The sequence below is a fragment of the Streptomyces sp. NPDC025793 genome (genome assembly GCF_055558375.1).
The window spans coordinates 230,864-256,528 of the sequence record NZ_JBVHMR010000003.1; the positions used below are offsets into that span (position 1 = coordinate 230,864).

A 25,665-nucleotide genomic window follows, 5' to 3' on the forward strand; every position below is an offset into this window, starting at 1 on the left:
CGTGCTCTGCCCGCCGCGGAAGCGATCCTGCGCGCCGAGCTGGCCGCCATGGACCGCACCTGCAGCCGCTTCCGCACCGACTCCGAACTGACCCGGGTCAACCTCACCGCGGGCACCGCGACGACGGTCAGCGAAGGCTTCGCCGAGGCCCTCTACGTCGCGCTGCGGGCCGCACAGCTCACCGACGGCGCGGTGGACCCGACGGTCGGCCACGCGATCGTCGCGCTCGGCTACGACCGCACCTTCGCCTCCCTACGCCCCGACGACGTCCGCCCCGTGCCACCGCCCAGGCCCGTGCCCGGATGGCGCCGGATCGATTTCGACCCGCACACCCGACGGCTGCTCCTGCCCCCGCACACCCACCTCGACCTGGGCGCGACCGCCAAGGCCCTCGCCGCCGACCGCGCCGCCCGCAACGCCGCCGCGGCCACCGACTGCGGCGTCCTCGTCAGTCTCGGCGGCGACCTGGCGACGGCCGGACCGGCACCCGAAGACGGCTGGCGGATCGCTCTGGCCGATGACCACGCCCGGCCCGCCGCGGACCACGGTCCCGCCGTCGCGATCACCGGCTGCGCACTGGCGACCTCCGGCATCCGCGTGCGCACCTGGCGGCGCGCGGGGCGCACCCTGCACCACATCGTCGACCCGGCCACCGGCCAACCGGCCACCCCCGTCTGGCGCACGGTCACCGTCGCCGCGGCCACGTGCGTGGACGCCAACACCGCCAGTACGGCGGCGATCGTGCTGGGCGAACGGGCCGTCGACTGGCTGTGCGGCACCGGGCTGCCCGCCCGACTGGTCGACCTCGACGGCTACGTCGTACGGCTCTGCGGCTGGCCCCCCGACTCCGACGCTCCCGCTCCAGGAGGTCCGCGATGACGACCCTGGCCCTCACGGGCAGCCCCCTGTGGTACGCCAGCCGCGCGAGCGGCACCCTCGCCCTGGTCCTGCTCACCGCCACCGTGGCACTCGGCATCGCCGCCGGCGGGCGCGCCGCACCCCGCCGCGTCGGCCGGTTCGAGATCGGCCTGCTGCACCGCAACCTGTCCCTGCTCACGCTGGCGTTCCTCACCACGCACGTGGTGACGGCCGTACTCGACCCGTTCGTCCACCTGGGGTGGGCGGTGGCCGTGGTGCCGTTCGGCGCGTCGTACCGACCGCTCTGGCTCGGCCTGGGCACGGCCGCACTCGACCTGCTGCTCGCGGTGCTCGTCACCAGCGCCCTGCGACAGCGCCTGGGCGTGCGTCGCTGGAAGGCCGTGCACTGGCTGGCGTACGCGGCGTGGCCGCTCGCCCTCTTCCACGGCGTCGGCACCGGTACCGACACCCGGCTGTCCCTCCAGCTGTGGCTTCACGCCGGATGCCTCGGCGTGGTGCTGGCAGCTGTGTGGTGGCGGCTGGCCAAGGCCGGCCCGGGCCGTATCACCGGGCGCCTGCTGGCCGCCACGGCTGCGATCGCCGTACCGGTCGTGCTCGGCGCGTTCCTCGCGACCGGCCCGTTGCAGCCGGGCTGGGCCCAGCGCGCGGCCGGCACGACGATCACCCTGGGAGGTGGACGGTGAGCTCCCCGGCCACGGCGCCTTTCACGCGCCTCCACCTGTCAGCGGCTCCCGGCGAGGCCCGGCTGCTGGCGGACTGGTACGCCACCGGGCGACCGGCCACCCTGAACGACCACCTGACGCGCTACGGGCCACCCCCTACTGCCGCGCTCGGCGGCCGTGGGTCGATGCCGCTGGTGGAGGCCGTCGAGGCGGCCCGGCTCACCGGGCGGGGCGGTGCGGGCTTCCCCACCGCCCGCAAGCTGCGCGCCGTGGCAGAACGCCGTGGTCGCGCCGTGGTCGTCGTCAACGCCATGGAGAGCGAACCGGCCAGCCGCAAGGACCAGTTCCTCATCGCCGTCGCACCCCACCTCGTGCTCGACGGTGCCGTACTGGCCGCGGCCGCGGTCGGTGCGGACACCGTTCACGTGTGCCTGCCCCGCGACCGCGCCAGCCAGTACCGGCAATTGAGCGCGGCCCTGGACGAGCGCCGACGCACCCGCCTCGACCGGGTCCGGCTGCGTCTGCACGCCCTTCCGCACACCTACGTCTCCAGCGAGTCGACCTCCTTGGTGCGCTGGCTCAACGGGGGCCCGGCCCGGCCACAGGGCAGCCCGCCGCGCACCCACGAGCGCGGCGTCGACCGGCGCCCCACGCTCGTGAACAACGCCGAGACCCTCGCTCACCTGGCCCTCATCGCCCGCTACGGACCCGGCTGGTACCGGCAGGCGGGCACTCCGGACGAGCCCGGCACCACACTCGTCACCGTCTCCGGTGCCGTCGCCGCCCAGGGTGTCCTGGAGGCGGCGCTCGGCACACCGATCACCACGCTCCTCAAGCGAGCCGGAGGACCCACCGAACCCCTTCGGGCGGTCCTGCTCGGCGGTTTCGCCGGCACCTGGCTCCCGACAGCGCACCTGGACACCCCCCTCGCCCGGCGCGACCTCGCCCCGCTGGGTGCCGCACCCGGCGCCGGGGTCCTCGTCGCGCTGCCCCGAGCGGACTGCGGGCTGAGCGAGACGGCCCGGATGCTCGCCTACCTGGCCGCCCACAGCGCCCGCCAGTGCGGCCCCTGCCGGCTCGGGCTGCCCGCCGTGGCCGAGGACTTCACCGCCCTGGCCGCCGGACGAGCCGACCCCGGACTGCTGGCCCGGCTGCGCCACCGCACCGGTCTGCTCCCCGATCGTGGAGCCTGCCGCCACCCGGACGGGGCCGCCCGTCTCGCGGCCTCGGCCCTGCGCGCCTTCGCCGACGACGTTGACCACCACCTCGTCCACGGCCCCTGCCTCGCCACCGACCAGCCACCCCGCATCCCCATACCACCCGCAACACCCCCGGAGACCTGGCGATGACCAGCAACCGAAGCCTGCGCGTCAACCGCATCGCCTGCACCGGCCAGGGCCTGTGCGCCGAACTCCTGCCCGAGCTGATCGACCTCGACGAATGGGGCTACCCCATTCTGAGAGGACGGGCTGTGCCCGACGAGTTGCGCAGCCACGCCCGTCGAGCCGTCGCCGCCTGCCCCCGCCTGGCCCTCCATACCGACCGGCGCAGGCCATGACCAGCACACGCAAGCACCATCTGCATGGCCCTGAAACAGGGCCGGACGTCCTCTCCCGCCAACACCCGGTGGCGCGATGTGCTGGAGGGGGGACCGGCCCATGATCGCCGCGCAGGACGGACCGAGGTATGTCATGACCCACCGCACGTTCACCGCCCAGCTGCGCCGCCTGACCGCAGCGGTCGTGTCGTCACGGCTCGAACCCGCTCTCCTGGCCGTCACCGCGGCGGCCCTGACGGCCGGCGGCATCGCCTGGCTCACGGGGGCCGCCAACCTCGCCGACCTCCTCTGGGCCCTGGGCACCCTGGCCGCCGTGCTCCCCGCGGTGGGATGGGTGCTTGCCTCATTGCGGCACGGACATGCGGGTGTCGACCTGATCGCCGTCCTCGCGCTGGGCGGCACCCTGGCCGTCCACGAATACCTGGCCGGTGCGCTGATCGCGCTGATGCTCGCCACCGGCCGCACCCTCGAAGCCGCGGCCCAGCGCCGCGCCTCCCACGACCTGCACGCCCTGCTCGAACACGCACCGCGCTCCGCGCGCCGCCGCACCGACGCCGGGGTGACCACGGTGCCGCTGGCCGAGGTCGCCATCGGTGACCTGCTCGTCGTCGGCCCCGGTGAGGTCGTTCCCGTCGACGGCCGGGTGGAGAACGCCGCCGCCGTCCTCGACGAGTCGGTACTCACCGGGGAGTCCCTCCAGGTCGAGCGGGCCCGCGACGAGCTGGTGCGCAGCGGAGTGGTCAACGCCGGAGGCGCCTTCGAACTACGTGCCACCGCCACCGAGCAGAACAGCACCTATGCCGGGATCGTACGGCTGGCCCGACAGGCCGGCGCCGAGTCCGCGCCAGTGGTACGGCTGGCCGACCGGTACGCGGCGTGGTTCCTGCCGCTGTCGCTCGCGGTGGCCGGACTGGCCTGGCTGACCAGCGGTTCCGCCGTGCGCGCGGTCGCCGTGCTGGTGGTCGCCACCCCCTGTCCGCTGCTGCTGGCCGCCCCGGTCGCGATCGTCTCCGGCCTCTCCCGCGCCTCCCGCATCGGCGTGGTCATCCGCGACGGCGGCGCGCTGGAGAACCTCGGCCGCGCCCGAACCCTGCTGCTGGACAAGACCGGCACCCTCACCCGCGGCCGTCCCCGCGTCCTCGACGTGATCGCCGCGCCCGACGTCAAGCCCACCGAAGTCCTCCGCCTGGCGGCCTCGCTCGACCAGTACTCGCCGCACGTCCTCGCCCAGGCCATCGTCGACACCGCCCGGGAACGCGGACTGACGCTCTCGGTCCCGACGGACGTAACCGAGGAGCCGGGCCGGGGCGCCACCGGCGTCGTGGACGGGCACCAGATCTCAATCGGCCGCATGGGGGCCGTGACCGCCCGGCCGGACTGGGCGAAGGCGGTCGACACCCGCGCCCTTCTCGACGGCGCGGCCGTCGCCTGGCTCACCGTCGACGGACATCTGACCGGCGCCGTACTCCTGCGCGACCCCCTGCGCCACGACGCCCCGCGCACCCTGCGCCACCTGCGTGCGGCAGGCATCGAACGGCTGCTGATGCTCACCGGCGACCGCGCCGCACCCGCCCACGAGGTCGCCGCCGTCCTCGGCCTGGACGACGTCCGCGCCGAACTCTCCCCGGCCGACAAGGTCGCCGCCGTACGCGCCGAACGCGAGCACGCCGTCACCGTGATGGTCGGCGACGGCGTCAACGACGCCCCCGCCCTCGCCGCCGCCGACATCGGCGTCGCCATGGGCGCCCGCGGCTCCACCGCCTCCTCCGAAGCCGCCGACATCGTCCTGACCACCGACCGCGTCGACCGCCTCGCCGACGCCGTCACCATCGCCCAACGCGCCCGGCACATCGCCGTACAAAGCGCCCTCGGCGGCATGCTCATGTCCCTGGCCGCCATGGCCGCCGCCGCGGCCGGTCTCCTCCCGCCTGCCGCCGGCGCCCTGCTCCAGGAGGGGATCGACGTCGTCGTCATCCTCAACGCCCTGCGCGCGCTGCGCGTCGACCAAGCCGCGCGACCGGTCCTCACCCCCGCCGCCGAGGCCCTCATCCACCGCTTCGCCGCCGAACACGACGACCTCCAGGACGTCCTCGACTCCGTACGCGACGCAGCCGACCGCCTCTCCGACAGCTCCGGCCCAACGGCACTGGCGGCCGTGGAGGAGACACACCGGCTGCTGAGCGAGCGGCTGCTGCCCCACGAGTACGCCGAGGAACACGAGCTCTACCCAGCCCTCGCGCCGACGCTCGGCGGTCCCGAGGCCACCGCCACCATGAGCCGCGCCCACACCGAGATCGAACGCCTCTCCCGCCGCATCGCCACCCACCTGCAACTGGCCCGCGCCGACGGTGGCCTGGCCCCCGAACAACTCGACGACCTGCGCTCCTGCCTCTACGGCCTCAACACCGTCCTGCGCCTGCACTTCACCCAGGAAGAGGAGAACTACTTCTCCCTCGCTCCGTGAAGAACAGCACCAGAGGGACTACCGACAAGCGAGCGGCCGTCCGGCTCACCACCGCCTGGAATCGCGGCGTACATGACAGATTTTCGGCCTTGCCGCATCAGCCCCCGCCCGGGACGATGTGCCCGCACGCGGCACCGCCTGGACCACAGCGTTCGGTAACCAATCCCCCACGAAGGAAGGACGTCGGCCATGGCGATTCGCACCGAAGTCGACGCGTCCCGGGCCATCGAGCCCAGCCGCCAGGACGAACCCGCGAGACGCGCGGTAACGGCACTCGGCCTCCTGGGCATCGCCCTGATCCACTTGCTCGACCTGCCCGGCAAGCTCAAGGAGACCCCTTACCTTGGAGCCGCGTACATCCTGCTCATCGTCGCGAGCGTGGCGGTGGCGGAGTATCTGATGCGGCGCCATGACCGCCGGGCCTGGCTGGCCGCGACCGTGCTCGCCGCAGCCGTACTCCTCGGTTACGTGGTCAACCGCAGCGTCGGTCTCCCAGGGGCCATGGACGACATCGGCAACTGGCTGGAACCGCTGGGGCTGGCCTCTATGTTCGTCGAGGCAGTCGTGGTGGTCCTGGGGCTGTCGGGTCTCGTGGACTCGATGGCGCGCGGGTCCACCGACGTCTGAACACCTACCTGACGCACTGTCGGTTCGCCGGCGCGGCCGCGCTATCTGCTCCAGCCGGAGACCAGGTGGACTCCGGCGAGCGCGACGACCAGACCCCCGCCCAGCGCCACCACCAACAGCGACCAGCGTCCGGCACGCCACGGGGCGGCGATCCCGTGGCGTGCCGGACGGCGGCGCAGGTCGGCGCCGACCAGGCTCGGCAGGCGCCATACGTAGGCGAGGACGTGCACGGTCATGACGGCGACCCAGCAGACGAAGCTGGCTTTGTGCAGCAGGAGCACCGGAACCGGGCCGGTGCCCGGGCCGAGCAGGGCCAGCGCCACTCCCGTGCCGAGGACGGCGATGCTCGTGGCGACGACCAGCGGGCCGAGCACGCGCAACAGCGGTGCCGGCGGCCCCTTACGGCGGTACGCGGGCGATCCCGTGTAGTAGCGGTAGAACCGGTAGCCGGTCGATCCGATCTTGAGGCAGACCGGGCCGGTCAGCAACAGTCCGACGAAGAAGTGCAGCGTGAGGAGTTGCCCGAGGAAGAGGATGGTGACGCCCTCGACGGCGAACAGGACCAGCAGCACCGCGCCGGTCGCGGCGGTCAGCCGCTCGTTCCCCTCCGGCCCGCCGGGCGTCGTGCTGGTCCGCTCGAACGTGCCGTCCACCGGTGTCCTGCCGCCGATCACAGTCACTCGTCCGTCCTCCTGGTGATCAGGCCCCGCCCGGCCCGGATGGCAGTGCTCTCGCTACTCCCGCGCCGTGCGCTGGAGCGGGCAGAAGTATGACTGACGTGCGGTTAAGAACTGGATCACGCCCCCGGGGGGCGGCTGCCGGTCCGTTGCCCGATCCAGGCACAGCGCCAGCGCCAGCGCCGGGCATGCGCTCACCGCGCGTCGCGCTTGCCCGAGAGCTTCACCTGTAACAGTGGTCGATCGAATGACCGGGTAGCTCCGCTCGTCGAGGTCGATGAGTTCGAGCAGCAGTCCGGCGCACAGGCCCGGCCGGCCTCCGGCCAGAACGCATCCAGCACACATGAGGCCGGGAAACCCCGTGAACTCGCGAGAACCACGGAGGGGTGTTTTAGCAGGCCAGACACGCTGCAGTCGACGTTTCCGCAGGCCACAGCCCCGCCCAGAGAAAACTCCTCAAGCGGGTGTCGCAGGTTCGAATCCTGCCGGGGGCACAAGGGAAAAGGCCACCTACGGATCTCCGCAGGTGGCCTTTGACATCCACTTCCGACATCCACGCGGGCGGGCGCCCACGATCGGGGCGCCTCTTCCTGAGCAGCCGGTCCATGCGGCATGAAGCGGTCGTTCCCGTCCGGATCTGTGCCGAAGGCCACAGCGAACGGGATGGACGTGGGCGCATACTGAGTCATGACAAAGCCTGCTGCGCCGAAGCGTCATCTGCCCACCAGCCCCTTCAAAGCCCCGGTGACACCGGTTCCCAAGCACTTCGCCTTGGGCGACCAGGTCACGCACGACATGTACGGCCTCGGTCGAGTGATCGGCATCGAGGACGGGGTCGCGGCGCTCGTGGATTTCGGCTCGGCGCAAATGCGGATTCTGAGCCCGTACGCCAAGATGACCAAGCTGTAGGACCGCTGTGCCCGGTCACGGCACACCAGGACCCTTCAGGGGCCTGTAACGAAAGAGAGTCCTCTCATCGAACTGACATCGCTGTTCTCCGCCCTGGAAGGGCAACCCCGCTGCTCCACTGCAGCATCGCCGCCTCCGGCGACCAACCCCTTCCAGGCCCCTGATTTCGGGGAAGACGAGACCTTGCCGCTTGAGAACGCGCAGGAGCCCGCCCCGGGCATGCGGGCAGGGCGGCCCAAGGCAGCCTAGCTCCGCCAACGATGGTGGCTCCGGCAACTGGCCGGGGACATCTCCTGTGCCGCGGTGAGAAGTGAGGCGGTCTCAGTTTCCGTCTTGTTCAGCACCCTTCACCGCCGGACAGCGCGCCACATCGCGACAGGGCAAACGTTCCGGACGTCAGACGTCCACCCGCTCCTCCAGGCGGACGGTCACGGTGTCCCCTGCCTCCTTGCCGATCGCCTTGCGCACGTCCGCCTTCACAGGCAGCTTGTGCGTGCCGTCCCCCAGGGCCATGAACGAACTTTGGAACGGATGACCGTCGATCGTGCCCCGGACCTTCACCAGGCCGCGGGTGCCGAAGAACTCTGCCGACCCCGGCCATACGACGTAGGTCCAGCCGCCCTTGTTCGGGCTCTTCTGCAGGGTCGCGGTGAACTGCTTGTCCATCACGGATACCGCCTGTTCAGGAGCTTTCGATGAGGATGAGGCTGTTGCCGTCCGGGTCACGCACGGCGAACATCGGCGGCACCGCGGGCCCCATCCGCAAGACCTGCGCGTCCGCATCGACGCCGCGTGCGCGCAGGTCCGCGTGATCGGCGTCGGCATCCCGGGTCGTAAGACGGATGCCGGTCGGGACCCCTTCGGGAACGAGCGCGACAGTCGTCGTCGCCCCGGGCGGCGCGACCTCGATCCAGCGCCCGTCACCGAAGGGCACGTCCCGGCGTACTTCGAAGCCGAGCTCACCGACGTAGAACTCGGTCGCCTTGCGCTGATCGGTGACGCGGATCCCGACCGTGGCCACCTGTGTGATGTGAGTGGACCTGCTCATCCCATGCCTCCGCTTCCTTGGTCTTCACCAGGTAAGACGGAGGCAGGCGGGGTAACTCATCGCCGGCCGTGAAGAGGGGATGCGGCGACCCTCGGGAGCGGCGTCCGCGGCTGTCACGCGAGGTGTTGAGCGCAGCCACGGGAAGTGGTGGCCGGCTTGCGTCCGAGGCTCACTCGGCGGTGTCGAGACCGGGCAGACCTCACCGCCGCTCGCCGTGGGCTCGAAGCTCGACTTCGTCGCCCGACGCTGTCCGTACCCGGATGACGCCACGCAACCGCGGCGAGCCATCCGGCCTTGCGAAAGTGAGCGCTCCGACGATGGCTGCAGCTGTGCGGCGGGCAAACGTCAAGGACCTGGCCGCGTTGAAAGAACTGCTGGAAGGCTCCGACGCCTCACCACTCCAGCCGACACTCACCGGGCGACTTCTGACCTCCACGGCTGACATCAACGAGCCCGGACGGCAGCACACAGCGGCGCCTCTGGGCGACCGCCGAACCGGCCGACGACGGCGCCTCCCGGGGGTTTCTCCCCGGGGAGGCGTGCTGCCCGGCCTCGGACTCCGCGTCCGGGGCCGTGCTGCGTTCTCCGGCCGGCCTGCTCCGCAACCGGCAGGCCGACGTGTGGCCGAGCCGGCGGTGGCGCCGGCTCCGACCCGGTGGTGCGGGGCCGGGAGGGCCGCGGCACAGTGGCTACGGCCCTCCGTGGTGGCTGCCCGTCCCCCGGGGATGTTCAGCCGGTGAAGGCGGCGGTGCCGTTCGGTGTGCCGAGTCCGGACGGGCCGTCGTAGCCGGTGGTGCCGGTGCAGAGGTAGGAGCCGCCGCAGCTGCCGTTGGAGCCGCTGGTGACGTCGTTCAGGGCGGTGGTGTGGGCGTAGGGGAAGGACGACGGGGAGGAGCCGGAGGACGGGGTGCCGGCCAGCGCGTAGACCGCGGCGATCAGCGGGGAGGCGGCGCTGGTGCCGCCGAAGACCATCCAGCCGCTGCCCTGGCCGTAGGTGTCGTACACCGCGACGCCGGTGTTGGGGTCGGCGACCGCCGAGACGTCCGCGACGGTGCGGTTCGCGCAGCCGGAGTCCTTCTGCCAGCTGGGCTTGGCGTCGTAGGCGGAGCAGCCGGAGCCCGCCCCGCTCCACACCGTGTCGGTCCAGCCGCGGGTGTTGGAGGCCGTCTTGAGGGACGTACCGCCCACTGCCGTCACGTACGTGGAGGCCGCCGGGTACTCGACGCCGTAGCCGCCGTCTCCCGAGGAGACGGTGATGGCGACGCCCGGGTGGTTGAAGTAGGTGGAGTCGTACGACGCGTCGCTGGAGGACTCGGAGCCGCCGTAGCTGTTGGAGACGAACTTGGCGCCCAGCCTGACGGCGGTGTTCACGGCCGTGCCCAGGTTGGTCATGCTCGCCGAACCGGCCTCCACCAGGAGGATCTTGCAGTTGGGGCAGGCCGCGCTGACCATGTCGAGGTCGAGGGAGATCTCCTCGGCCCAGCCGGAGTTGCCGCGCGGGTACTTGGTGCCGCCGCTCTGGTCCACCTTCTTGAAGCAGCCGTTCGCCGTGGTGCAGGCGGACAGGCCGTACTGGGAGCGGTAGACGGCGAGGTCGGACTCGGCGCTGGGGTCGTCGTAGGCGTCGACGATGGCCACTGTCTGGCCCGAACCGCCCGTGGCGGAGGGCAGGTTGTAGGCCGACTGGAGCGAGGCGGGGCCGTAGCCGGAGGGAGCGGCGGCGGCCGTCAGGGCGCTCTCGGCGTGCGCCGAGGCGGGGGTGCCCGCGGTGACCTGAAGGGCGTTGCAGGCCATCTGGTCCTTCGTCGTCGGAGTCGCGCAGGCGCGGGCGACGGAGACGCCGTGGGACGGGGAGGCGGTGGCCTGGGCCGCCTGGCCGACAGGGGCGGCCAGGGCGAGGGCGGCCGTGGCGAGCGTGGCCACGGCGGTGAGGGAAACGGTTCTGCGCAACGTACGTCCTCCACATGGTGGGTGTACCGAGAAGGGCTGTGGGGGGTGCGCGGTGCCACCACGGCGCGGGGTGTCGCGCCGTGGTGGCGCAGAACGTACGGATGGCGGGGCCGCGTCAACAAGACGGATGTTGAACCTGGGACGTTCCTTTGCCTTTTCCGTGACGTGCATGTGCCGTTCATGAATAAGTCATGGGCTGGAGCCGACCTCACCATGGCTTGACCGGCCTGGGGTGGATGGCGACGACCACCGTGCTCAGCACGCCCTCGCGGGGCACAACGCTCAGTACCAGTGGGTGGTGTCGTGGGGCGCGGGCTGCGGAGGGGCGGCGTACGACCAGGGCTGCGGGTGAGCCTCGTACGGTTGCGGCTGCTGGGCGGCCTCGTACGGTTCCGGCCGCGCGGCGCCCGCGGTGGCGACGTCCGGGGAGGGTTCCGCTCCCGCGGGAGCCCGGAGGCTGCCGTAGCGCTCCATGCGCTGCCAGCGCAGGCGTGAGCCGGACACGGCGGTGAAGACGGACTGGATCACCACCAGGTACATGAGCTGCCGGTAGACGAACTGCTGCAACGGCAGGCTCCACAGCGGGCCGGGGCGTTCTCCGTCGAGGCGGAACGCGTACAGGCCCATGCCGAGTTGCAGGAGGAGGAAGCCGAGCCACAGGGCGGTGATCCGGACCGGGTCGAGGAAGACCAGGCCGTACAGGGCGAAGAGGTCGACGACCGGGGCGAGCAGGGGCAGCAGGACCTGGAAGAGGAGGAGGTAGACCAGGCCGCGGCGGCCCAGTTTGCCGGCGGCGCCGCGCTGGAACAGGGCGCCGCGGTGCTTCCACATCGCCTGCAGGGTGCCGTAGCACCAGCGGTACCGCTGCCGCCACAGGGCGTTCAGGGACGCCGGTGCCTCGGTCCAGGCCACCGCGCCCTCCTCGTAGACCACGCGCCAGCCGGCCCGGCACAGCGCCATGGTGAGGTCGGTGTCCTCGGCGAGGGTGACGTCGCTGACGCCGCCGAGATCCAGCAGCGCACCGCGGCGGAACGCGCCCACCGCACCCGGAACGGTCGGCATGCATTCGGCGAGGTCGAACAGCCGGCGGTCGAGGTTGAAGCCGACCACGTACTCGATGTGCTGCCAGCGGCCCAGCAGACCGCCGCGGTTGACGACCTTGGCGTTGCCGGAGACGGCGCCCACGCGGGGGTCGGCGAAGGGCTGCACGAGGGTGCGGACGGTGTCCGGTTCGAAGACGGTGTCGCCGTCGACCATCACCACCAGGTCGCAGGAGGCCGCGGCGAGGCCGGTGTTGAGGGCTGCCGGTTTGCCCGCGTTCTCCTGCCGGATCACCCGCACCCACGGCAGCCGGAGCGACTCCACCAGGTCGGCGGTGCCGTCGGTGGAACCGTCGTCCACCACGATGATCTCCACCGGATGGTCCGAGGCGAGCAGGGAGCGCACGGCCGCCTCGATCCCGGCGCTCTCGTTGTACGCGGGGACGACGACGCTGACGGGTTCGGTCACCGGCGGCCCCCAGGATCCGCCCCGGCGCCCTGCCGCACGCAGCCGCCGGTGCCGGCGGGCCGTGATCACCACGACCGCCGCACGCAGCACGCTGATCGCTCCGGCCGCGTACATCAGCACGCCCAGCAGCCATACGATCCAGTCGCCGGCCTGCAACGCGTTCACCAGGGCCATCCCCTGGAGGTGTTCGCCGAGGCCGGCGGGCTGGACGGGCCCGGCCATGCCGACGGCGGCGCCGACCGTCGCGAACCGGAAACCCTGTGCCTTGAGCCGCGGTATCAGGGTGTTCAGCGCGGTGACGGTCTGGGAGCGGTCACCGCCGGCGTCGTGCATCAGCAGGATCTGTCCGGCGTGGCCGTGCGGGGTCGCGTTGGCGAGGATGCGGTCCACGCCGGGACGCTGCCAGTCCTCGGCGTCCTGGGTGGAGAGCACCGTGACGTAGCCCGCCGTGTCGGCCTGTTTGAGGACGGACCAGTCGGCGTCGGTCAGCGCGTCGTTCTTCGAGGAGTACGGCGGCCTGAGCAGCGCGCTGGTGACCCCGGCCGCGCCGGCCACCGCCAGCTGGGTCTCGTGCAGTTCCAGGGAGCGCTGCCACGGGGCGAGGCGGGACAGGTCGGGGTGGGTGAAGGTGTGGATGCCGATCTGGTGGCCGTCGGCGACGATCCGGCGGACCAGTTCCGGGTGGGCCACGACCTCGGTTCCGACGACGAAGAAGGTCGCGCGCACGTGATGGCGGCGCAGCACGTCGAGGATGCGCGGGGTCCAGACGGGGTCGGGCCCGTCGTCGAAGGTGAGGGCGATGGTGCGGTCCCGGGGCCGGGCGGTGTGCACGGCGCCCGCGGCGTTCGCGATCACCGGACCGCCGTCGGCCACCTGGGCGGGCACCGCCTCGCTGCGACCACGGGCACCGGTCACGTCGTCCGAGGTGATCCCGAACATGTGATGGGTGTACCCCTGGAGCAGCAGGGCCGTCGACAGGGTCACCGCGAGCACGCTCAGCAGCAGCCAGTGGGCGCGGGGGGTGATCCGGCGGGTCCGGCCGCGGCGGCGGACGGGGGCGGTACGGGCGGTACGGCGGCGTCGATCGGTCACGTCGGGGCCTTGGCTCACTTCACGGGCTTGTGGCGCGTCCCGAGGGCACGCCCCCGGGAGGAGGATGTCGGGGTCGGACGGGCGGTGGCCGTCGGGGAAGCGGCCACGGTGGACGTGGTGGCCGCGGGGCCCGTCGAGGCTGTCGGCCGGACGGGCGGGGCGGTCCGCTGCCCCGTGGAACGGGACTCGGGGTGCCCCGCACTTCCCGCGGAGTGGCCGGGCCCGGACGGGGAGTCGGAGGCGGTCACGCGGGGCGTCGCCCGGTGCGCGGCGTCCGGCTGCGGGACGAAGGGGGCGCTGCCGCCAGGGCCGCCCAGCACGGTGCTGATCAGCAGGGCGACATAGCCGCCGGCGGGGATCACCAGCAGCCGTGCGGCGCGCATCACGCGGCGCTGGCGTCGGCCCGAGACATCCACGAAGACCGGCCGCGCCGACTCGCCCTCCGGCGTGTCCGGGACCGGCTCGGATTCCGGTGCCGGCACCGGAACGAAGGGGATGGGCTGTGTGTCGGTCTCCGGGGCGGGCACGGTGAGGACGTCGCCGTGGCCGGCCTCCCATGCCGGACCGCCTGCGCCGTCCCACACCGTCGGGTGCGGCCGCGCCCACTGCGTCGGCCGCGCCGGGTCCCAGGTCAGCGTGGCCGTGTCGCCGCCGTACGCCTCGTAGCCGTACCCCTCGTAGCCGTACGCCTCGTAGCCGTATCCGCTGTGGCCGTACCCCTCGTGGCCGTAGGCATACGCGTACCCGGCGCCGGCGTACGGATCCTCGCCGTACGCTCCGCCGTTTCCGTTCGTCCACTGCACGAGTCGTGTCCCCTGTCCTGGACGACCGGCGCGGTCGTCCGCTTGGACAGAGCGCGGCGGGCCGAAACTGTTACACCTCGCCCACAACTCACGCCTCGAACGTCCACTTCACCACCGCATCCCCGCACCCGGCCGTGCCGACGGGGAGTGCGAGGGGCCGGGGCCCCGGTCAGTGGTCGGGGCCCCGGCCGTCCCGCCCCTCTCCGTGCCGCCCACGGGGGGAGTCACGGACGGTCCGGAGAGAGGTCCGGGGTGGGCTGCGGCACCGGCGGGCGGTCGCCGGGGCCTGCCCGGTACCGAGCCCGGTATCCCCCCAGCGCACGGGCCTCGCGGAACGTCACCCGGTCCGGACGGCACCGGCGACGGCGACACCTTCGGGAACGTGCAGGACACCTGATGCGGGGTGACACTTCCGAGGCGGCGGGCGCTGGACATGAGGGGCCGCCGATGCGACCGGAGCGCGGCGGACGACAGGCACTCGCCATGAACCGGCGTGAACGAGGACGATCTTGGGCCAGGTACGGCAGTCCCCGCGCACACAGGCGCGCGACGGGGAGCTGGGTGCGGCGGTCGCACGGGCCCAGGACGGCGACGAGACCGCCTTCGCGGTCGCCTACCGGATCGTCCAGCCGGGCCTGCTCGGCTACGTGCGCGGCATCGTCGGCGACGACGCGGAGGACGTGGCGTCCGACGCCTGGCTGGAGATAGCCCGCAACTTCGGGCGCTTCAAGGGGGACGGCGCCGGCTTTCGCGGCTGGACCGCGACCATCGCCCGACACCGGGCCCTGGACCATCTGCGCCGCCAGCGCGTACGGCCCCGGGCGGGCGGGACCGAACAGGACGTACTGGACCTGCCCGGTCCGCACAGCACCCACGACCAGGCGCTGGAGTCCCTCTCCACCGAGCGGGCGCTGGAGCTGGTCCGCGGGCTGCCGCGGGACCAGGCCGAGGCCGTGCTGCTGCGGGTCGTCGTCGGCCTGGACGGACCCGCCGCCGCACGGGTCCTCGGCAAGCGGCCGGGAGCGGTGCGCACCGCCGCCCACCGCGGCCTGAAACGCCTCGCCCGCCAGCTCGGGACCGACGGCGAGACGGACGGAACGGTGCCGGAAGTGACAGATGCGGATCCCCGCGCGCTGGGGAAATCGAGATGAACGACGACAGCGGTCCGGCGGACGGTGCATCAGCGCAAGCCACGCCGGACGAATCGAACCTGTCGGACACGAACGGAAGCGGACATGGCTGAACGGCTGGGCGACGGCGGAGTACCGCGCCGTCACCATGCGCAGCCCGGCGGCGCCGCATCCGGCCCTCGGGACGCGCGCGACGCCGGCGCTCTGGAAACGGTCCTGGCCGCCGCCCTGCGCCAAGGCGATCCCGACCCCCGGGCCGAACAGCGGGCGGTGGCCGTCTTCCGCGCCGCCCACGCCGCGGGTCCGCACCGCGCACGCACCCGGCGCCGGGACGACTGGCGCCCTCCCGGGGAGCGACGTGCCCGGCGCCCGCTGAGGATGACGTTCGGCGTGGCGCTCGCCAGCCTCACCCTGGGCGGTGTCGCGGTCGCGGCCGTCGGTTACGTCGGCTCGTCATCACACGGCTCCGGTGGCGGCGGGGAGACGGCGCACCCGTCGGCCCTCGCTCCGGGTCGGCCGGGCGGTACGGCCTCGTCGGCCTCCTCCGGCGGGCCGCAGTCGACGGACCGGCCGGCCCCCGCCCAGGACACCGAAGCCCGCTGCCGCGCCTATGAGCAGGTCCAGGGCCGGGGCAAGGCGCTCGACGCGAAGGTCTGGCAGCAGCTCGTCGCGGCGGCCGGCGGCAAGGCCGAGGTGGCCGACTACTGCTCCGCGCAGCTGAGGCGGGCGACGGCGACGCCGGGCAGGTCGGCCGGCACGGGCAAGTCCGGCAAGGACTCCGCGGGCTCCGGCAACGGCGCGACGGGCAGGACCGGCACCTCCTCCGACAAGGGCACGTCCGGCGGCGGCACGTCCGGCAACAACACCGGCGGCACGGGCAGGACGGGCGGGGACGGCCGGACGAGCGGCCAGGGCGGCGGGAAGCACAAGTAGCCGCGGACCGCCCGGCACGGCTCAGCGCGAGCCGGACCGGGCCCGCTCGGGGTCAGAACGGCTTGGTCGGCAGGTACTTGCCGTCCAGGGTGATGACGGCGCGCTCGCCGCCCTCGGGGTCGGCGACCTTGCGCACGTCCAGCCTGAAGTTGATCGCGGAGATGATGCCGTCCCCGAACTCCTCGTGGACCAGGGCCTTGAGCGTGGTGCCGTAGACCTGGAGCATCTCGTAGAAGCGGTAGACGGTCGGGTCGGTGGGGATGCCGCCGGGGATCGAGCCGCGGGTCGGGATGGTCTGGAGCAGCATCGCCGCGTCCTCGTCCAGGCCGAGCAGTTCGGCGACGGCGCGGGCGGACTCCTCCGGCAGGGCGTGCTGGCCGAGCACCGCGGCGGTGGTGAAGGCGACGGACAGGCCGGCCGCGTCGGCGATCCGCTGCCAGGAGAGGTTCTTGCGGGTCTTGGCGTCCACGGCGGTGTTGGCCAGGGCTTGACGGGCGGTGGGGTCGAACTGGGCGTGCATCATGATCGGTACTTCCTTCTCTTTCGATGGGGGTCGGTCAAAAGGGGTCAGGCGGCCGGGGCCGGGGCGGGGGCCTCGGTGGGCAGGCGCGTCACGCGGCCGGTGCCGATGTCGTACACCCAGCCGTGCAGGGTGGCCTTCCGCTCCGCGAGGGCGCGGGCGACCGACGGGTGGGTGGCCAGGTTCGCCAGCTGCGCGAGCACGTTCTGCCGCACCAGGGACGGCACGTCGCCGGGGGTGGCGGTGCGGGCCCGGGAGGCGTCGGCGTGCCGCAGCCAGGTGGCGACCGCCGGGGCGTCGCTGAGGTCGTGCCCCTCGGCCAGGGCGGTCATCGCCCCGCACGCGGAGTGGCCGCACACGACGATGTCGGTGACACCGAGCGCGCCGACGGCGTACTCGATGCTCGCCGCCACTCCGTCGGCACCGGGGGTGTGCGGAGGGACCAGGTTGCCGGCGGTGCGGATGACGAACAGCTCACCGGGCTCGCACCCGGTGATCAGCTCGGGGACGACGCGGGCGTCGGAGCAGCCGATGAACAGCGTGTGGGGCGTGTGCCGCGTGGCCAGACGGGCGAAGAGCTCCGCCTTGGCCGGGAAGACGTCCCGCTGAAAACGGGCGACACCCTCGGCGAGGTCCTGCATGGGGCACTCCCTTCGGTGGTGACCGGCCCCTGCGGGCTGGCGAAATCCACCATGCACGACCTGTGCCTATAGAGTCCAAGAGCTATTAGGCATGAGAGTTAGTGGTCGTATCTATAGTTGCGGCTACAGTGGTGTTCATGGCCGTCCTGGAGCTGCGTCACCTGCGTTATCTGCTCGCCGTCGCCGAACACGGCAACTTCACCCGTGCCGCGGAGGACCTGCACATCTCCCAGCCCACGCTCTCCCAGCAGGTCAGGCAGCTGGAGCGCTCCCTGGGCGTGCAGCTGCTGGACCGCACCGGCCGCACGGTACGGCTCACCGACGCCGGCGCCGTCTACACCGAGCACGCCCGCCGCGCGCTGCGCGACCTGGCCGCCGCCGAACGGGCCGTCCACGACGTCCAGGACCTCTCCCGCGGCCATCTGCGCCTGGGCGTCACCCCCACCTTCACCGCCTACCTCGTCGGCCCGCTCACCGCCGCGCTCCACGCCCGCCACCCCGGCGTCAGCCTGGCCCTGACCGAGACGACCCAGGACCGCATCGAGGCCGCCCTGCTCGCCGACGACCTCGACCTCGGCATCGCGTTCAGCGGCGCCCACCTGCCCGGCGTCGCCCCGACGCCGCTGTTCACCGAGACCCTCAGCCTCGTCACCGGCACCCACCACCCCCGGGCGCTGCCGGAGCCCCTGCCGGTGCGGGCTCTCAGCGACGTGCAACTCGCACTGCTCAGCGGCGACTTCGCCACCCGCGCCCACATCGACGCCTACTTCGCCCGGCAGCGGGCCGCCCCGCGCATCGCGGTCGAGGCCAACTCCGTGCAGGCCCTCACCGAGATCGTGCGGCGCACCCCGGTGGCGACCGTGCTGCCCGACGCCGTCACCCACGACCACCCCCACCTCACGCCCGTCGCCCTCGACCCGCCGCTGCCCCCGCGCACCGTCACCCTCCTGCACCGCGAAGGCGCCTACCGCAGCGCCGCCGCCCGCGCCTTCGCCGAGCTCACCCACGACCTCGTCCGCACCCGCGGCTACGCCCCGCCCCGGTGACGCGGGGTCACGGCCCGGTCCAGCGGCGCATTTTGACGGAGTCCTGACGCGGGGGTCGCATCCGGCCGGGCGCGGGTGGTGTCCTTGCCGGTGTCCGTACCGGCGTTCGTGCCGGTCGCGAGGAAGGGAGTGCCATGGAGGGCACCGTGGTGGCGGTCGTCGTGGTGGCATTGCTGCTGTTGCTCGTGCTGAAGAGCGGGATGCGGGTCGTCAACCAGGTGGAGCGCGGGGTGGTGTTCCGGTGGGGGAAGGCCCTGCCGAGCCACCGGCAGCCCGGCATCACCTTCCTGATCCCGTTCGCCGACCGGATGCGCAAGGTGAACGTGCAGATCGTGACCATGCCCGTGCCCACCCAGGAGGGCATCACCAAGGACAACGTGTCGGTGAAGGTCGACGCCGTCGTCTACTTCCGGGTGACCGACCCGGTGCGCGCGGCCATCGAGGTGCAGGACTACGTCTTCGCCGTCGGGCAGGTCGCCCAGTCCTCCCTGCGGTCCATCATCGGCAAGAGCGATCTGGACGACCTGCTCAGCGACCGGGAGCGGTTGCACGAGGGGCTGGCGCTGATGATCGACAGCCCGGCCGCGGGCTGGGGGATCCACATCGACCGCGTCGAGATCAAGGACGTCCAGCTGCCGGAGTCGCTGAAGCGGTCCATGTCGCGGCAGGCCGAGGCCGAGCGGGAGCGGCGGGCCCGGGTCATCACCGCCGACGGTGAGTTCCAGGCCGCGCAGCAGCTCGCCAACGCGTCCCGGATCATGTCGGACACGCCCGAGGCCATGCAGCTGCGTCTCCTCCAGACCGTCGTCGAGGTGGCCGCCGAGAAGAACTCCACCCTCGTCATGCCGTTCCCCGTCGAGCTGCTGCGCTACTTCGACCGGACCGTGCAGAAGATCGACGCCGACCTCAACCCCGGCGCGCCCCAGCCGTCCCGGTCGCCCCAGCCGTCCCAGCCGCCGCAGCAGGCCCCGGCTCCTGCTTCAGCCCCGGCCCCGGCCCCGGCCCCGGCCCCGGCCCCGGCCCCGGCTCAGGCTCAGGAGAGCGACGGCCGGCCGTAGCCAGCGCCAGTGTCACCAGGACCGAGCCCGCCGCCATCGTCGTCATCCCCGCGGCGGGCGAGGTGACCTGGGCCACCGTGCCGGCCAGCGCGGCGCTCACGCCCTGCATGGTCAGCATGCCCGCGGAGTGCAACCCCAGGGCCTGGCCGTCGAGTTCGTCCGGTGTCAGCTCCATCAGCCGCTCCTGCTGGACGAGGCTCGCGCCGAAGCCGGCCGACGCGAGCGTCACGCACACCATCGCCACGGGCAGCGGCGGGTGCGCGGCGAACAGCAGGTACGGCGTCGCCAGCAGGAGCAGCAGCGGGGCGGCCAGGCGGCGGCGCACCGCGGGCGGCAGCAGGCGGCCCACCGTCACGTCCCCGGCGAACATGCCGAGCGCCCCGCAGGCGAACAGGGTGCCGGCCGCGTGCGGGGCGTACGACACGTAGAGCGACTCGCAGCCGACCACGAGGCCGTTGGGCAGCCACAGGCCCAGATAGGTCAGGCGGCGCGAACGGGACGACCACAGCGCGGAGTTGGCGCGCCAGGTCGCCCGGGCGGAGGGACGGCCCGTGGCGCGGGGCGGGCGGGCGGTCAGGGCGAGGCGCAGCACCAGCGCGGCCGTCAGGTACAGGGCGGCCGACAGCAGGAGACAGACCCTCGGGGAGAGCGCGGTCAGCAGGGCGCCGCCGGTGGCGAACCCGGCGATCTGCATGAGCCCGCTCATCATGTTGAACAGCGAACGCCCGGGCAGATAGCCCTCCTTGGCCAGGATCTCGTTCAGCAGGCCCCAGCGGACCCCGCCGCCGAGCGAGGCCACGAGGCCGAGGGCGAGGACGACGGCGAGGACCACGCCGACGGGCAGGCCGGGCAGTGCCTGGAACGCCGTACCGGCCGCGAAGGTCAGTGCGATCGCCGACAGGGCCGTACGCGGGGGAAGGCGGTCGGCGCCGGACAGCAGGACCGTCGCGCCCAGCACCTGGGCGAGCGAGGGGCCGAACATGCTCACCGCGGACAGCAGCGGGGAGCCGGTCGCCCGGTACACGAGCGTGGCGAGGGCGAGCCCGCCGACGGTCTGCGCGGCGGTCTGCGCGGCCGTGCCGAGGAAGAGCGGGATGAATTCCGGGGCGCGGAACAAGGAGCGGTAGGTGGGCATGCTCCGGAGTGTCGGGGACACCGCGGGCGGGTCGTTATGGTTTCGCCACCACGCGAAAGGTCGTAGGGGCTGTGAACGTCGTTCCAGGGGGTGGCTGGTGTGGGGTGGTGGCAGCTCAACGCGGACACGCTGGCCGGGAGCCGGTTCGTGATCTCAGAGCTCTCCGAGACCTTCGCGTCGCTGCGGCTGCTGCACGTCGGTGACGTGGCGCATCCCGGCGAGCGGACGTGGCTGGGCCGTCATCTGCCCGGCTACCGCGCGCTGTTGGCGGCGGACCCGGTGGCGGAGCCGCTGGTGCGGGCCGGGCTCGGGAGGGAGTGGATCGCCGACTTCCTGACGCCGGCCCCGCGCGGCGGGGAGGCGTTCGCGGAGGAGGTCGCCCGGGTCCGCTCGACGCCGCCCGCCATGGCCCGCGCGCATCTGCGCACCGCCGTCGCCGGTCCGCTCCCGGCCGGGCTGGAGCGGGACGATCTGCCCGAGCGGGCGGCGGCGCTGCTGGAGTGGGTGTGGGAGGAGACCGTACGGCCGTCCTGGGAGCGGCGCCGGCGGGTGCTGGAGGCGGACGTGGTCGCGCGGACGGCGCAGGTGAGCCGGGGCGGCTGGGTGAGCGTCCTGGACGCCCTGCGGCCCGGGCGGACGCGCTGGCTGGGCGAGAACCGGCTCCAGATCAATCTGCACGAGTACCCGCCACGCGAGATCTCCGGCGCCGAGCTCCTCTTCGTACCGGTGACCGTGCAGCGGGCGGGGTGGGTGGCCTGGGACGACGGGGTACGGTACGCGGCCGTCTACCCGTGCGCCGGTGTCCTCGCCGACACCGGCGCCCGGACCGTCCCGGCGGGCCTCGGCGCGCTGCTCGGCCCGGCCCGGGCCGCCGTCCTGGTCCTCCTCGGCTCCCCTCTGACCACCACCCAGCTGACCGCGCTGACCGGCCAGGGCCTGGGCTCGGTGGGCCGCCATCTGAAGGTCCTCCGGGAGGCCGGCCTGGCGGAGCGGTGGCGGACGGGCCGGTCGGTCCTGTACGGGCGGACACCGGCGGGCGACGTCCTGGTGGAGGCCGCGGGCACGGGCCCCGACGAAGACCCCGGGGGGCAGGGCTAGCCTTCGGGCATGACGACTGCTGACCACAGCCCCCTGAATGTCGAGATCGGCGCGCTCGCCGGTGGCCCCGCCGAGCTGGACCGGTACGCCGGCCAGGCCGTGCTCATCGTGAACGTGGCCTCCAAGTGCGGCCTGACGCCGCAGTACACGGGCCTGGAGAAGCTCCAGGAACGGTACGGCGCACAGGGCTTCACCGTCCTCGGTGTGCCCTGCAACCAGTTCCTCGGGCAGGAGCCCGGCAGCGCCGAGGAGATCGCGGAGTTCTGCTCGGCGACGTACGGCGTGACCTTCCCGCTCACCGAGAAGGTGGAGGTGAACGGCGAGGGCCGGCACCCGCTGTACCAGCGGCTGGTCGACTTCGCGGACGCCGAGGGGCACAGCGGGGACATCCGCTGGAACTTCGAGAAGTTCCTGATCGGCCGGGACGGGCGGGTCGCCGCGCGCTTCTCGCCGCAGACCGAGCCGGAGTCCGCCGAGGTCGTGACGGCCATCGAGGCCCAGCTGGGCTGACCGGTTGACCTTGCCCCTGGGGCAAGGCCGAGCGTCCCTGTCACCGGGCGGACCGCGCCCGGTGACGGAGGATGCTCTCGTGGACGAGGAACTGCTCACGATCGGCGCGTTCGCCGCACGGGCCCGGCTGTCGGCCAAGGCCCTGCGGCTGTACGACCGGCTCGGCCTGCTGACCCCGGCGCATGTCGACGAGGTCAGCGGCTACCGCCGCTACCGCGCCGACCAGGTCGAACGCGCCCGTCTGGTGGCCCTGCTGCGGCAGCTGGACATGCCGCTCGCCCGGATCGCCGAGGTGGTCGGGGCGGAGAGCGGCGCCCAGGCCGCCGAGCGGCTGGCCGGCTGGTGGGCGGGCGTGGAGACCCGGGTGGCCGGGCAGCGGACCCTCGCCGAGTACCTCCGTGGACGACTGTCGGGGAGGAACTCCGAGATGTACGGGAAGTTCGTGGTCGAGACCGTCGACGTACCGGCGCAGCTGGTGATCACCGAGTCGCGGCACACGCTCGCGGACGAGCTGCCGACGTGGATCGGCGGGTCGCTGGAGCGGCTGGTGGGCGCCGCGCGGGAGTGCGGGGGCGTGACCGGGGCGCCGTTCGTGGTCTACCACGCCGAGGTGTCGATGGAGAGCGACGGGCCGGCCGAGTCCTGCGTGCCGGTGGCCGACGAGGCGGCGGCGCGGGTGTGGGCCGAGCGCGCCGGGTGGGCCCGGCGGACGCGGGTGCGGGTGGAGCCGGCCGCGCGGCTGGCCTTCACGCGGATCACCAAGGCGCAGGTCGCGCATCCGCAGATCCTGGCCGCCTTCGAGGCGGTGGAGCAGTGGATCGCGGGGCAGGGGCTGGAGATGGCCGGGCCGTGCCGGGAGGTCTACTTCGCCGACTGGGACACGGCCGGGCCAAAGGACCCGGTGTGTGACGTGGCCTTTCCAGTGACCCGATAGGAGTCGCTGGACAGCACCGAGCCCTCTCGGCAAGGACGGCGACCGGTCGAGAGGGCTCTGTGGGAGGTGCTGCTGTGCAGTTGTGTCGTCTGTGGGCTCTACGTTGCGATCCTCGTCAGCGACGCCGTTGCGATCCTCGCCAGTGACGCCAGGAGTCAGGGAGAGCCCCCTAGGCCTTGACCGTGGCCACGAAGGCGTTCCAGGCGTCGGCGGGGAAGGCCAGGACCGGGCCCGCGACGTCCTTGGAGTCACGGACGGACAGCTCGGCGGCGGTGGCCGACCTGACCTCCACGCAGGCGCCGTTGCCCGCCGAGTAGGAGGACTTCATCCACGTCTCCGAAGCGCCCTGAATCAGTGCCATGTCCACTCCTGTTGTGCGAGTTGCGATGGTGCGGTTCACGCCAACCTTCTTGGCTGATTGGCGTGATCGACGCTACCGGGCAACTGCCCGCGCTGGAGTAGTCGTTCACTCGACCGGATGGCATATTCCAGACGGGCCTTCCAATGGAGTGGACCGGCGGTGTACGATCCGGCGCCTTTCGTGACAGCGGCTCAGTCCGCGTACTCCTTGGCCACCTTCGCGATGAACTGCCGGGATTGCTCCACATTGAGGGACTGCGCCCGCAAGTGCTCGTACATCACGGCGTACTTCTGGACGTCCTGCGCCTTCTCCAGGTACAGGTCGCTGGTGACGCCCTCCAGGTAGACCACGCTGGAGTCGGCCGCGTCGGTGAACTCCAGGATCGCGTACTGGCCGTTGAGCCCCGGATGCGCGCCCACCTCGAACGGCAGGACCTGCACGGTGACATGCGGCAGCTGCGACATCTCGATGAGGTGGTCGAGCTGTTCGCGCATCACCAGCCTGCTGCCGACGACCCGGCGCAGCGCCGCCTCGTCGAGCACCACCCACAGCCGGAGCGGGTTGCCCTCGGCGGTGATACGTTCCTGTCGGCGCAGGCGCACCTGCACCCGCTTCTCGATGTCGGCCGGCGACGTCTCCGGCAGGGCACCCTGGACGAGGGCCTCGGCGTAGGCGTGGGTCTGCAACAGACCGGTCACCAGCTGGGGTTCGTACACCCGCAGTGACTCGGCGTCGGTCTCCAGTCCGATGTACACGCTGTACGGGATGTCTCCGAACGTGTGCCACCAGCCCTGCTGGCGCGAGTCGCGGGCCATCTCCATCAGCGAGTCGACGATCCGCTGGTCCTCGACCTCGTACACCCCGCACAGGTCGCGCACGTCGCGCTGGCTGATGCTTCTGCGGCCGTTCTCCAGCCGGCTGATCTTCGACTGCGAAACGAGCAGCCGCTCCGCAACCTCCTCGGCCGTCATGCCCTTGAGCTCACGGAGCCTGCGCAGCTCCTGGCCGAGCCGGCGCCGCCTGACGGTGGGATTGACATTGGACGCCACGGGACGTGCACCTCCGGCTGCCTGCCTGTTGCTTAACACTTTCCGTATCTGCTGTTGAGCAGACTGCCACCAAGGTGCTTTCTACCGCTGGGAAACGAGGGATATGCGGCGCGTGCACGTCAGTTCGCCACCACCCGCCACACACGCAGTCGAGCGGGACGGTGCGACCCCTCTCGAATCGAGGGTCTCACCGTCCCGCTCTGACCAGCGGCTCCCGAACCGGGTCCGGGGGGACCGGGGTTGCGGCCTAGTGGGCCACGACGCGTGCCATGGACCCGCGGTGCGGCTGCATCGGAACCCCGCGTGCGGGTTCCGGCGCGATCCGGGCGCCGGCCGCGCCCTGCCGCCCGGCGGCGGCGGGAGCGCGGCGCGGCTGTGCGGCCGCACCGTTCTGGACGTCCATCACGGCGTGCGCGACGAGCCCGCCCATCGGGTCGTGCCGGATCAGGTCCCGCAGCCGGGAACGGGACGAGCGGCCCTCGTTCCCCGGATACAGGTGCTTTCCGAGCCCGACGGCGTGCGCCAGGGCGGCGAGCGCCGCGGTCCGCGGGTCCGGCGGTACGCCGGTGCGGATCGCGGAGTCCAGCCGGGCCCTGATCTCCCGGCTGATGGCGGTGTCCGTCGCCTGGTAGCGCGTCGTCGGCAGCACCCCGCACATCTGACCCGGCACGGCGGCGACCATGCCGCACCGCTCCAGATGCGAGAGGTACGTCTGACGGAGCCCCAGCCGGGGCCCGCCGATCCAGTGGACGGCACGCACGGGAGCGCCGCGCCTGCGCAGCAACTCCAACGCGGAGTCCAGTGTTGGATCTCCAGTCGGCCGTGGGGCCACCACGGCGATACGATCCCCGTCTGGGGCTATCCGTCCGGCCAGCGCCAGCTCCACTAGCTGTGCACCGGCCAGACCGAGGTCGAGCGACTGCGGCTGCGCAGTGGTACCCGTGGTCGGGTCCAATGCCAGCAGCAGAAGCTCCTCCGGAATTGTTCTGCGGCTCCTGCCCATCCATGCCTCCCCGCGTGGATGAATGACAGGGTGACCCCTCTCACATTGGTCTGTCGAGGGTGCGTGACC

At 72.6% G+C, this 25,665-nt stretch carries 25 protein-coding genes and 1 pseudogene; 14 read left to right on the forward strand and 12 right to left on the reverse strand.

The features are described 5' to 3' along the window. The first annotated feature begins 27 nt into the window (after positions 1-27). From ACZ4MF_RS08485 to ACZ4MF_RS08510, 6 genes are all read left to right on the forward strand, one after another. Complete coding sequence (locus tag ACZ4MF_RS08485) at positions 28-879, forward strand: FAD:protein FMN transferase (RefSeq protein ID WP_467491568.1); 852 nt, start codon at positions 28-30, stop codon at positions 877-879. Next, the gene (locus ACZ4MF_RS08490) at positions 876-1,562 is read left to right on the forward strand and encodes a ferric reductase-like transmembrane domain-containing protein (RefSeq protein WP_467491022.1); all 687 of its coding nucleotides are present in this window, start codon (positions 876-878) and stop codon (positions 1,560-1,562) included. Before ACZ4MF_RS08485 ends, ACZ4MF_RS08490 begins: the two co-directional genes overlap by 4 nt. Then, positions 1,559-2,890 carry an NADH-ubiquinone oxidoreductase-F iron-sulfur binding region domain-containing protein gene (locus tag ACZ4MF_RS08495; protein WP_467491024.1) on the forward strand — a complete coding sequence of 444 codons (1,332 nt, stop codon included), beginning with the start codon at positions 1,559-1,561 and terminating at the stop codon, positions 2,888-2,890. Before ACZ4MF_RS08490 ends, ACZ4MF_RS08495 begins: the two co-directional genes overlap by 4 nt. Further along, entirely contained in the window at positions 2,887-3,099 is a 213-nt protein-coding gene (locus tag ACZ4MF_RS08500) for a ferredoxin (protein ID WP_467491026.1), read from the forward strand. The genes ACZ4MF_RS08495 and ACZ4MF_RS08500 overlap by 4 nt, the downstream gene beginning before the upstream one ends. Before the next feature lie 133 nt (positions 3,100-3,232). Next, positions 3,233-5,563 (forward strand): heavy metal translocating P-type ATPase, encoded by a 2,331-nt coding sequence (locus ACZ4MF_RS08505; protein ID WP_467491028.1) that lies wholly within the window; start codon positions 3,233-3,235, stop codon positions 5,561-5,563. Positions 5,564-5,752: 189 nt separating this feature from the next. Next, positions 5,753-6,190, forward strand: a complete 438-nt coding sequence (locus tag ACZ4MF_RS08510) for a hypothetical protein (RefSeq protein WP_467491030.1) — start codon at positions 5,753-5,755, stop codon at positions 6,188-6,190. 41 nt (positions 6,191-6,231) lie between these two features. On the opposite strand, the gene ACZ4MF_RS08515 is transcribed toward ACZ4MF_RS08510, so the two are convergent. Continuing rightward, a complete protein-coding gene (locus ACZ4MF_RS08515; RefSeq protein WP_467491032.1) occupies positions 6,232-6,870 on the reverse strand; it encodes a hypothetical protein in 639 nt (212 codons plus the stop codon). A gap of 684 nt (positions 6,871-7,554) precedes the next feature. Here ACZ4MF_RS08515 and ACZ4MF_RS08520 point away from each other — a divergent pair. Next, positions 7,555-7,776 (forward strand): hypothetical protein, encoded by a 222-nt coding sequence (locus tag ACZ4MF_RS08520; RefSeq protein ID WP_467491034.1) that lies wholly within the window; start codon positions 7,555-7,557, stop codon positions 7,774-7,776. Between the two features lie 396 nt (positions 7,777-8,172). Here the strand turns inward: ACZ4MF_RS08520 and ACZ4MF_RS08525 are convergent, their stop codons facing one another. The 5 genes from ACZ4MF_RS08525 to ACZ4MF_RS08545 all read right to left on the reverse strand — a co-directional run bounded on the left by ACZ4MF_RS08525 (position 8,173) and on the right by ACZ4MF_RS08545 (position 14,178). After that, entirely contained in the window at positions 8,173-8,442 is a 270-nt protein-coding gene (locus ACZ4MF_RS08525) for a DUF1905 domain-containing protein (protein ID WP_467491036.1), read from the reverse strand. 16 nt (positions 8,443-8,458) lie between these two features. Further along, positions 8,459-8,824, reverse strand: a complete 366-nt coding sequence (locus ACZ4MF_RS08530; protein WP_467491038.1) for a VOC family protein — start codon at positions 8,822-8,824, stop codon at positions 8,459-8,461. 729 nt (positions 8,825-9,553) lie between these two features. After that, positions 9,554-10,774: a S53 family peptidase gene (locus ACZ4MF_RS08535; RefSeq protein WP_467491040.1), complete on the reverse strand. Its 1,221-nt coding sequence runs from the start codon at positions 10,772-10,774 to the stop codon at positions 9,554-9,556. Between the two features lie 282 nt (positions 10,775-11,056). Further along, positions 11,057-13,375 carry a bifunctional polysaccharide deacetylase/glycosyltransferase family 2 protein gene (locus tag ACZ4MF_RS08540; RefSeq protein ID WP_467491042.1) on the reverse strand — a complete coding sequence of 773 codons (2,319 nt, stop codon included), beginning with the start codon at positions 13,373-13,375 and terminating at the stop codon, positions 11,057-11,059. A 14-nt stretch (positions 13,376-13,389) separates the two neighbouring features. Next, on the reverse strand, positions 13,390-14,178 hold the full coding sequence (locus ACZ4MF_RS08545; RefSeq protein WP_467491044.1) for a hypothetical protein: 789 nt from the start codon (positions 14,176-14,178) through the stop codon (positions 13,390-13,392). A gap of 509 nt (positions 14,179-14,687) precedes the next feature. Between ACZ4MF_RS08545 and ACZ4MF_RS08550 the strand changes: the two genes are divergently transcribed. Together ACZ4MF_RS08550 and ACZ4MF_RS08555 are read left to right on the forward strand one after the other, a co-directional pair. Next, positions 14,688-15,329 carry an RNA polymerase sigma factor gene (locus ACZ4MF_RS08550; protein ID WP_467491046.1) on the forward strand — a complete coding sequence of 214 codons (642 nt, stop codon included), beginning with the start codon at positions 14,688-14,690 and terminating at the stop codon, positions 15,327-15,329. Between the two features lie 84 nt (positions 15,330-15,413). Next, positions 15,414-16,241, forward strand: coding sequence for a hypothetical protein (locus ACZ4MF_RS08555; protein WP_467491048.1), 828 nt, complete (start codon positions 15,414-15,416; stop codon positions 16,239-16,241). A gap of 52 nt (positions 16,242-16,293) precedes the next feature. Here the strand turns inward: ACZ4MF_RS08555 and cynS are convergent, their stop codons facing one another. Together cynS and ACZ4MF_RS08565 are read right to left on the reverse strand one after the other, a co-directional pair. Continuing rightward, complete coding sequence (cynS, locus tag ACZ4MF_RS08560) at positions 16,294-16,764, reverse strand: cyanase (RefSeq protein ID WP_467491050.1); 471 nt, start codon at positions 16,762-16,764, stop codon at positions 16,294-16,296. Between the two features lie 44 nt (positions 16,765-16,808). Then, a complete protein-coding gene (locus tag ACZ4MF_RS08565; RefSeq protein WP_467491052.1) occupies positions 16,809-17,402 on the reverse strand; it encodes a carbonic anhydrase in 594 nt (197 codons plus the stop codon). Positions 17,403-17,539: 137 nt separating this feature from the next. On the opposite strand from ACZ4MF_RS08565, the gene cynR reads away from it, so the two are divergent. Then, positions 17,540-18,448, forward strand: coding sequence for a transcriptional regulator CynR (cynR, locus tag ACZ4MF_RS08570; protein ID WP_467491054.1), 909 nt, complete (start codon positions 17,540-17,542; stop codon positions 18,446-18,448). A gap of 200 nt (positions 18,449-18,648) precedes the next feature. Continuing rightward, positions 18,649-19,107 (forward strand): annotated as a pseudogene (locus ACZ4MF_RS08575) (SPFH domain-containing protein); the annotation flags it as partial. A 247-nt stretch (positions 19,108-19,354) separates the two neighbouring features. On the opposite strand, the gene ACZ4MF_RS08580 reads toward ACZ4MF_RS08575, so the two are convergent. Then, entirely contained in the window at positions 19,355-20,641 is a 1,287-nt protein-coding gene (locus ACZ4MF_RS08580; RefSeq protein ID WP_467491056.1) for an MFS transporter, read from the reverse strand. A gap of 99 nt (positions 20,642-20,740) precedes the next feature. On the opposite strand from ACZ4MF_RS08580, the gene ACZ4MF_RS08585 reads away from it, so the two are divergent. The 3 genes from ACZ4MF_RS08585 to ACZ4MF_RS08595 all read left to right on the forward strand — a co-directional run bounded on the left by ACZ4MF_RS08585 (position 20,741) and on the right by ACZ4MF_RS08595 (position 23,183). Next, a complete protein-coding gene (locus ACZ4MF_RS08585) occupies positions 20,741-21,739 on the forward strand; it encodes an ArsR family transcriptional regulator (RefSeq protein ID WP_467491058.1) in 999 nt (332 codons plus the stop codon). A gap of 9 nt (positions 21,740-21,748) precedes the next feature. Then, the gene (locus ACZ4MF_RS08590; RefSeq protein ID WP_467491060.1) at positions 21,749-22,249 is read left to right on the forward strand and encodes a glutathione peroxidase; all 501 of its coding nucleotides are present in this window, start codon (positions 21,749-21,751) and stop codon (positions 22,247-22,249) included. A gap of 61 nt (positions 22,250-22,310) precedes the next feature. Further along, complete coding sequence (locus tag ACZ4MF_RS08595; RefSeq protein ID WP_467491062.1) at positions 22,311-23,183, forward strand: MerR family transcriptional regulator; 873 nt, start codon at positions 22,311-22,313, stop codon at positions 23,181-23,183. Positions 23,184-23,352: 169 nt separating this feature from the next. Here the strand turns inward: ACZ4MF_RS08595 and ACZ4MF_RS08600 are convergent, their stop codons facing one another. The 3 genes from ACZ4MF_RS08600 to ACZ4MF_RS08610 form a co-directional block, all read right to left on the reverse strand. After that, the gene (locus ACZ4MF_RS08600) at positions 23,353-23,544 is read right to left on the reverse strand and encodes a DUF397 domain-containing protein (protein WP_071379290.1); all 192 of its coding nucleotides are present in this window, start codon (positions 23,542-23,544) and stop codon (positions 23,353-23,355) included. Positions 23,545-23,735: 191 nt separating this feature from the next. Then, positions 23,736-24,593 carry a helix-turn-helix domain-containing protein gene (locus ACZ4MF_RS08605; protein ID WP_071377081.1) on the reverse strand — a complete coding sequence of 286 codons (858 nt, stop codon included), beginning with the start codon at positions 24,591-24,593 and terminating at the stop codon, positions 23,736-23,738. 247 nt (positions 24,594-24,840) lie between these two features. Then, the gene (locus ACZ4MF_RS08610; RefSeq protein WP_467491065.1) at positions 24,841-25,596 is read right to left on the reverse strand and encodes a GOLPH3/VPS74 family protein; all 756 of its coding nucleotides are present in this window, start codon (positions 25,594-25,596) and stop codon (positions 24,841-24,843) included. Positions 25,597-25,665 lie beyond the last annotated feature (69 nt).

Coding starts and splice junctions, on each gene's coding strand:
- ACZ4MF_RS08520 (WP_467491034.1), top strand. CDS start 7,555: ATGACAAAGCCTGCTGCGCCGAAGCGTCATCTGCCCACCAGCCCCTTC.
- ACZ4MF_RS08525 (WP_467491036.1), bottom strand. CDS start 8,442: ATGGACAAGCAGTTCACCGCGACCCTGCAGAAGAGCCCGAACAAGGGC.
- ACZ4MF_RS08530 (WP_467491038.1), bottom strand. CDS start 8,824: ATGAGCAGGTCCACTCACATCACACAGGTGGCCACGGTCGGGATCCGC.
- ACZ4MF_RS08600 (WP_071379290.1), bottom strand. CDS start 23,544: ATGGCACTGATTCAGGGCGCTTCGGAGACGTGGATGAAGTCCTCCTAC.
- ACZ4MF_RS08510 (WP_467491030.1), top strand. CDS start 5,753: ATGGCGATTCGCACCGAAGTCGACGCGTCCCGGGCCATCGAGCCCAGC.
- ACZ4MF_RS08505 (WP_467491028.1), top strand. CDS start 3,233: ATGACCCACCGCACGTTCACCGCCCAGCTGCGCCGCCTGACCGCAGCG.
- ACZ4MF_RS08610 (WP_467491065.1), bottom strand. CDS start 25,596: ATGGGCAGGAGCCGCAGAACAATTCCGGAGGAGCTTCTGCTGCTGGCA.
- cynR (WP_467491054.1), top strand. CDS start 17,540: ATGGCCGTCCTGGAGCTGCGTCACCTGCGTTATCTGCTCGCCGTCGCC.
- ACZ4MF_RS08580 (WP_467491056.1), bottom strand. CDS start 20,641: ATGCCCACCTACCGCTCCTTGTTCCGCGCCCCGGAATTCATCCCGCTC.
- ACZ4MF_RS08490 (WP_467491022.1), top strand. CDS start 876: ATGACGACCCTGGCCCTCACGGGCAGCCCCCTGTGGTACGCCAGCCGC.
- ACZ4MF_RS08500 (WP_467491026.1), top strand. CDS start 2,887: ATGACCAGCAACCGAAGCCTGCGCGTCAACCGCATCGCCTGCACCGGC.
- ACZ4MF_RS08565 (WP_467491052.1), bottom strand. CDS start 17,402: ATGCAGGACCTCGCCGAGGGTGTCGCCCGTTTTCAGCGGGACGTCTTC.
- cynS (WP_467491050.1), bottom strand. CDS start 16,764: ATGATGCACGCCCAGTTCGACCCCACCGCCCGTCAAGCCCTGGCCAAC.
- ACZ4MF_RS08555 (WP_467491048.1), top strand. CDS start 15,414: ATGGCTGAACGGCTGGGCGACGGCGGAGTACCGCGCCGTCACCATGCG.
- ACZ4MF_RS08590 (WP_467491060.1), top strand. CDS start 21,749: ATGACGACTGCTGACCACAGCCCCCTGAATGTCGAGATCGGCGCGCTC.